This is a genomic window from Halovenus aranensis (genome assembly GCF_900100385.1).
In the GTDB taxonomy this organism is placed as follows: Archaea; Halobacteriota; Halobacteria; order Halobacteriales; family Haloarculaceae; genus Halovenus; species Halovenus aranensis.
Genome location: NZ_FNFC01000040.1, coordinates 1 through 3,878, shown reverse-complemented (window position 1 = coordinate 3,878; position 3,878 = coordinate 1). Strand labels below are relative to the sequence as shown.

The following is a 3,878-nucleotide window of genomic DNA, read 5'->3' as shown; positions in this document are numbered from 1 at the left end:
TTTTCGAAGATTTGTGGCAACGTTGTCTTGCAGACGTTCATATTGATAGGCTTCGTCGACACTACTGTCCGGTTCGACATCAGGAAGTGCCTCTACGTAGTCCTGAAGTCTCGGTTCGTCTTCTAGTATCTCCTCAACGATTTTCTCATATAGCCGACGAATACTCAGGCCTAAGTTGCCGACGTATACTGCTAGTGCTTCGTACGTTTCCCCCTCGACTTCAACGCCTTCTCTTACCTCGTCCCGCAACTCGATGAGATGGTGGGACTTACCTGTCCCATATTCTCCGAAAATCAGCCGACGTTTCATGAGGTCGGGCTCACGAATGCCCGACTGGACGAATTCACGTAGGCGATACTCCTGATCATTTCTTCCGACCAAACTATACTGTGCCGCAATCTCCTCATCCGCGATAGTGGTCGAGAAGGGGTCTCGTTCCAACCCTAGTTCGTCGAATTTGCTTGCTGGTTCACTCATGAACTTTGGCTCCTTCAAGTACGCTTTCGTTGAGAGTCAACTGTTTGTAGCTACCTTCAGAAACGATACCGGCAGTGTGGAGTCTTTTGATGTAGCTATCGAACGTGCTTCGGGGGATTCCGTATAATGTTTCTAATCTCTCGAAGAGTTCTGGTTCTCGAACGCTTCCTCCATCTCCAATTAAATCCGAATATTCTTCGTAAATAACGTGTGCAAATAGGCGAACAGGCCATCTTCCTTGGATGTAGCCATTATCAGCTGGCTCAATAACGTCGGCATCTTCCAGAAGATTGAGCCCCATATCAATTGTGAATTGGTTCATCTTGTCACCAATGAACGCTTCCCCATCAAATTCCCGCATCACTTCGTAGTCCTTGACTGGGCCTTTTCGGTAGATGAATTTCGAGAGGACTAGCAGCATCGGGTGTTGATAAATGATATTCGCGAGAATCCGGTCTGCTTGAGCGCGCTGATCTCCTGCACCAACGACTTCCTCACCTGAATATGTCAACACGACCTCCTTGTCGTTAAATTCCTCTTCGGATGTTAGTCGATACCCCTCTTCGCTATTTTTTATGAGATTTGCATCACGAAGTTGCTCGATAATATCGTCTGCTCCTTCTGTAGCGGTTTCATCAGCATCGATTGTTTTCCGTTGTCTCAGTGCGTCTGTAAGCTCTTCCTTGGACATCGGGCCAGATTCTGCGATCAATTGAATGCCGGCTCGTAGTTGGAAGAGACGCGCATACTGGAGGGTCATTCGAATAAGATATTGTTGGTCTCGCTCGTAAGTAAATAAAGGCTTCGCTGACTACTCCCACGTTTTCCCTTGTCGCTGGAAATACTGAAATACCGACTCCTCGTTCTTTTTGCTGATAACACCTGTATTGGCCAATCGTTCTAGAACTGCTTTTACTTCTGATTGATCCGTTCCCAATTGAATATCTCGTGGGAGTTCTTCGTATATCTCGGCAGGAGTTCGACGTTTCTCCGAGAGGATTAATTGGATTTCATCTCGGAGATTAATTTCTGTGTCCTCTGTCGAATCGTCGATGTCCGTAGTAGGTTCATCGGGATGAAGGGATCGGGCTATTTGGTCTATCCAATCGCCGATTTCGTTGTGAAGGACATTGTCGCCAGACTGATCCACATACCACTCAAAATCAGCGAAATCAATACTCATTACTTGATAAGTAGCTATTCCAACTTGGTTCTGTTCGATACGACCTATGAATTCTTCACCGACTTCCTGGATATGATCTGACGTTCCACGAAACATACGGTAGACCCCCTCAAACTGCCTAAACCGACGGGAAACACGCTCATAGTGCTCATCGTCTTCAATATATGGTAGCGGAAGTAATGATGTATCGATATATGCGCGGTCAAACTCAGTCAGATATTCGAATACTTCCTCCGGGTCAATGTTCCAGTATTCACCGATCACGAAGGCGTAGTCTTCATCCAATTCAGTGACTTTTCCACCAGGGATATGTTCGGCAATATGAGGGAGCGTATTGACATACTCGTCTAGTCCCAGTAAAGAAAACATCAACGTTGGATCTACTACACGGGCGAAGAATGGGATTGTTTGAAGCGTATAATAGAGTGACCTTCCATCACTGTCGACACCGCGTATCACACCGTGCCGTTCCTCAAGAAGGTTCAGTTTAAAATTCTCGTTCGTAAAGTCGTCTGACCCGCGTCGGCGATACTTATGTAGTATACGTCGAACGTCGGCGGGTTGTACGCTAAAGTGGTTTGCTAATTCTTCGATAGTGTATTGACCTTGCTCCAGTTTATCCAACACTAATTGGTCGAGAGAGCGTTCAAATATTCGAACTGCAGGTTTTCCCTTTGGCAGTTCATTTAGAAGTTGGTCAGTAGTCGCAACGCGCTTGTTGTGAACCAAGCGTCGTTGTTTGGTTTCGGAGAGGGAGTAGAAATCGACATCGTCAGCATACATATTGATAGCCAACTCTCGGTGACAGATATTTCTGTTCCTGTCTTACTCGCACCAACAGTGAACTGGACCGGTGTTTTGCTCCTCGCCCTGTGATTCGATTTCGCAAACAAAGAATTCCCCTTCTGGATACATAATGTACCGATCTTCGTCGATATTCTGAACGGAAGCCACATCCTCAACCTCCCAATCAGCGTCTTCATTGCCGTCCCACGTGTAGTAGTCGTCCTCCCCATCTACTGCGAAGTCGAGCAACCCCGTCCCGCTACCGATGATGTGCTGAACCTGACTTAGTCGTGTCGATTGTGTAATTCTGGTCATGAGTCAATCTCATTCGGCTACGATAATCAATGTCCGCCATTTTAGTGAAGGGAGTAGTGCCACCGATGGAACTGGCAACTCCCAAGCTTCCCAGGTGGGACGACGGGCATTTTTCACCGCCACGCATACCACTACGCGGCGCTTTGTCGTCCGATTAGAGGAATGGGTGAAACCACCATAGATATTCACTAACTAGAATAGTTGAATAATTGTCAAATCACTTTCTGCATCAGGTATCTTAGGCTCGGTGTCTCCAGCACCGGTCCTACTCTTCGGGAGCCACCCTCCATCGAGAAGAATTAGAGCCAGATCTGTCTTAATTGTGAGTAAATCGGTTCAGCGGCGTCTATGATTCGGTATAATCGGGGCGCTCGGCGTATTCGATTGGATCGCGCTCGCCGAGATTTTGGAACGCTTGGAGACGGAACGCACACGCGTCACACGTGCCACACGCTGGTGCTTCTTCCCGGTAGCAGCTCCAGGTGTGTTCATAGGGGACGTCGAGTTCGAGACCGCGTTCGGCGATGTCTGTCTTCGACAACTCGACGAACGGCGCTTCGACGCTGATCTCCGTCTCCGGTTTCGTGCCGACGTCGACGACCTGCTGGAACGCTTCGAAAAACTCCGGCCGGCAATCCGGATACCCCGAGAAGTCCTCGCTATGCGCGCCGATAAACACGGCCTCACAATCGTTGGCTTCTGCATACGACGTCGCCATCGACAGCAGGTTCGCGTTCCGAAACGGCACGTAGGAACTCGGAATCTCGTCGCTCTCCAAGTCTGCCTCCTCGACGTCCATCTCGTCGTCAGTGAGACTCGACGCACCGATCTTCGACAGGTGGTCCGTCGTCAGGTGGAGGAAGTCTGCGGCGTCGAGGGCCTCGGCCTGGGCCTGCGCACACTCGTACTCCTTACTCTCGGTCTGCTGGCCGTAGGACGTGTGCAGCAGGTACAACTCGTAGCCAGCATCCTGCGCGACAGCCGCTGCGGTCGCACTATCCATTCCTCCAGACGCCAGGATGACCGCTCGCTGCTCGCTCATCCCTGACCCTCCATACGGTTGACCGCTGCCTGGAACCGCTCACGTTCTGCCTCAGTCGGCTCTCCGACAGTTGCC

5 protein-coding genes are annotated in these 3,878 nt (G+C 49.8%); all 5 read right to left on the bottom strand.

From position 1 onward, the window contains the following. The coding region (locus BLR34_RS16395) for a hypothetical protein (RefSeq protein WP_143414209.1) at positions 1–477 on the bottom strand (477 nt) is incomplete at its 3' end. Continuing rightward, entirely contained in the window at positions 470–1,168 is a 699-nt protein-coding gene (locus BLR34_RS16390) for a hypothetical protein (RefSeq protein WP_143414208.1), read from the bottom strand. The genes BLR34_RS16395 and BLR34_RS16390, both read right to left, overlap by 8 nt. Before the next feature lie 120 nt (positions 1,169–1,288). Continuing rightward, positions 1,289–2,443 carry a hypothetical protein gene (locus BLR34_RS16385; protein WP_092704945.1) on the bottom strand — a complete coding sequence of 385 codons (1,155 nt, stop codon included), beginning with the start codon at positions 2,441–2,443 and terminating at the stop codon, positions 1,289–1,291. Positions 2,444–2,485: 42 nt separating this feature from the next. Then, positions 2,486–2,761 carry a hypothetical protein gene (locus tag BLR34_RS16380; RefSeq protein WP_092704943.1) on the bottom strand — a complete coding sequence of 92 codons (276 nt, stop codon included), beginning with the start codon at positions 2,759–2,761 and terminating at the stop codon, positions 2,486–2,488. Between the two features lie 346 nt (positions 2,762–3,107). Then, on the bottom strand, positions 3,108–3,803 hold the full coding sequence (gene queC, locus BLR34_RS16375) for a 7-cyano-7-deazaguanine synthase QueC (RefSeq protein WP_092704941.1): 696 nt from the start codon (positions 3,801–3,803) through the stop codon (positions 3,108–3,110). Positions 3,804–3,878 lie beyond the last annotated feature (75 nt).